The sequence below is a fragment of the Candidatus Defluviilinea gracilis genome, from assembly GCF_057138825.1.
This window is the reverse complement of the sequence record NZ_DBNHEF010000040.1, coordinates 1-2,538: the sequence shown is the minus strand read 5'-3', so window position 1 is coordinate 2,538 and position 2,538 is coordinate 1. Positions and strand designations below refer to the sequence as shown.

The following is a 2,538-nucleotide window of genomic DNA, read 5'->3' as shown; positions in this document are numbered from 1 at the left end:
CCACCGACGCCTTCGCGGACATATCGGAGGGATCGTATACGACCTCCGATTATCCTGTGATGTCGGATTTGGTAACCTTTGCCTCACGGCAGATTGACGCCGCCTTTGGTCGCATGGCTGGATTTTTTTATCCCACGACCGATGAAGTGACCTATTACTATAACGGCTCTGGGAGAGCGACGCAGTACATTGACGAATTTGTTTCGATCTCCTCTGTTGCGGTCGCTGAAAGCGGCGGGTTGTCCTCCACCGATTACACGACATGGGTCGAGGGGACAGATTACATCACTTACCCGTACAATGCGTCGGCTTTAGGCAAACCATTTACCGCGCTGGGCTTAGTGGATTACGCAGGCACAAAAGGCGCGTTTTACAGCGGACAGAAATCCGTCAAAGTGGTGGGCGTGGCTGGATATTCCGCTTCGCCTCCCGCGATTGTCGCCAAAGCCTGTAAGATTCAAGCGGTGCAATGGTTTATGAAAGCGAAGATGGGTTATCAGGTGGTGAATAGCGGCGAGACCGCCGCCGCGTTGAACTACGCGCTGGACGATAATGTGCTGACCATTCTCAAACCGATATTCTTGGAGTTCTCGTGAGCAACGCGATTGATAACGCAGTGAACGCTTTACAAGCCCTCTCGTTGGCAATGACCAGCGTGGACATAAAATCCGCGCCCGCCTATCCCATCGAGAACATTGACCCTCTGCCGATGTCGGTCGCTTATCTCGCGGCTGGCAATTTAATGAAAATCAATTATGGGATGCTTGAAATTTTTCCGCAGATCAATATCGAGTTTCATTTCTCGCGCTTGAATTTGAAACAGGCATATCAGCAGATCAACGCGGTGGCATACGAATTTTCGCAAAGATTATCAGGCGATCCGACATTATCGGGCGCGGTGGATACGCTTTTTTCAGCGGACGCGGGAGTCCCGTTTGCCGTCCGCCCATATAACTGGGGACGCCCGCAAGGCTCGCAGGTTGACTTTTTTACGCAGATGCTAATTTTTGAAATCGTTGTTAAGATCGTGGAAAGCCCGATCACGCCATGAAAAAGACTCTTGCTATTGTCGGCTCATACACTCCCACTCGCACTGCCTTTGACTTTTCGCGGCAGGACTGCGATATTTGGGTATTCAACGAGGCGGTTGCCGCTGTATGGTGTCGGCGTGCTGACGCGGTATTCCAGTTGCATGACCGCGTGATTTGGAGTAACCCGCTGAATCGCAATGACCCAAATCACGTGCTGTGGATGAAAAACATCACCGCCCAATGTAACGCTTGCGGCGGGAAAGGTTGTCCCGCTTGTGTGAATGGCATGTACACGCCAAAGGTGGGCAGGCTCGACACAGTTGTCTACATGCAGGCGGAAGAAGCCGATGTGCCGATGTCGAAGGCATATCCATTGGAAGGCGTCAAGAATTTATTCGGCGGCGATCACTTCTTGTCCTCCTCTGTTTCGATGGCTCTCGCGCTCGCCTTGTACCTCGGTCAATATGAGCGCGTTGAAATTTACGGCGTCGGCATGAAAACGAATACGGAATATCAATTCCAGCGCGAGGGCGTCGCCTATTGGCTCGGATGTCTCAAAGGCGCGGGAATTAGCGTTCATTTCGAGGGCGATTCGTTCGCCTGTCCAGTGTATGGCTTTGATGGCGCGGCAGTGATTCCGTATGAGCGTTTCGGGGAGCGTATTGCCGTTCTGCAAATTGAGATTGATAAGTTGATGAATCAATACGGAGAATTGCGCCTCGCAATTCATAAGCAGATCAACGCGATGGAGGGCGGCGCAGGGCAGACGGCGCAAGCCGATATGATGAAGGATGTGGAGAAAATCGCCGAATTGACCGCCTCGCTTGGGATGCTCGGCGGGGCGGAGCAGGAAAATATACGCTATCAAAAGCGCGCGGATGCGATGATTGAGACGGGAGAGAAATTTATTTTTGCCCGTCAAGAGTTCGAGTCCTCCGCGCATAACGCGCAAAAGGCACTAGTGGAAATCGAAACGCAATACATCTCTATCGCTACTACGCTTGGACATATCGAGCGCAACGCCCTGCAAGCGGCGAAGCGTTCGCCAAAGCGGAAGAATCTATTCGAGTTATATCGCAAGACAATGGATCAATACCTGGACGCAGACAGGCGCAGAGCGTTCTTTCGCGGGGTGCTGAGTGAGAATCAAGGCTACATGAATTATTTAGATAGTCGCATCACGGCGGCAGGCGGCTCGAAAAGCGAAGCCGTGATGTTGGAGGCGTTGCAAAATGAGTTGGTATGACCCTCGCAACCCTTCGCAGTTACAAAGCGAGCCGTGGCTTGCCCCGAAAATAATTGACCGCCTTGAATCCATCTTACACCCCGACTTCGAGGTGATTGAGTTTGGCGGCGGCGGTAGCACGCTCTGGTTTGCCGAGCGCGTTCGGCGCGTGGTTTGTTACGAGAATAATCTTGAATGGTATACCGCGCTGGACAACAAGAATCTCGATAACGTTGTTTTACAATTTGGCTCGTTCCCGTTGGAAGAGGAAACGGACAAAGA

General features: G+C 52.0%; 3 protein-coding genes and 1 pseudogene. All 4 read left to right on the top strand.

Annotated elements, in window-relative coordinates:
• Positions 1-596: hypothetical protein (locus AC16KF_RS05065; RefSeq protein ID WP_484036213.1), on the top strand; the 596-nt coding region annotated here is incomplete at its 5' end.
• Positions 593-1,051: a hypothetical protein gene (locus tag AC16KF_RS05060; RefSeq protein ID WP_484036212.1), complete on the top strand. Its 459-nt coding sequence runs from the start codon at positions 593-595 to the stop codon at positions 1,049-1,051. The genes AC16KF_RS05065 and AC16KF_RS05060, both read left to right, overlap by 4 nt.
• On the top strand, positions 1,048-2,277 hold the full coding sequence (locus AC16KF_RS05055) for a hypothetical protein (RefSeq protein ID WP_484036211.1): 1,230 nt from the start codon (positions 1,048-1,050) through the stop codon (positions 2,275-2,277). Before AC16KF_RS05060 ends, AC16KF_RS05055 begins: the two co-directional genes overlap by 4 nt.
• Positions 2,264-2,538: pseudogene (locus tag AC16KF_RS05050) on the top strand (hypothetical protein); the annotation flags it as partial. The gene AC16KF_RS05055 and the pseudogene AC16KF_RS05050, both read left to right, overlap by 14 nt.

Coding starts and splice junctions, on each gene's coding strand:
- AC16KF_RS05055 (WP_484036211.1), top strand. CDS start 1,048: ATGAAAAAGACTCTTGCTATTGTCGGCTCATACACTCCCACTCGCACT.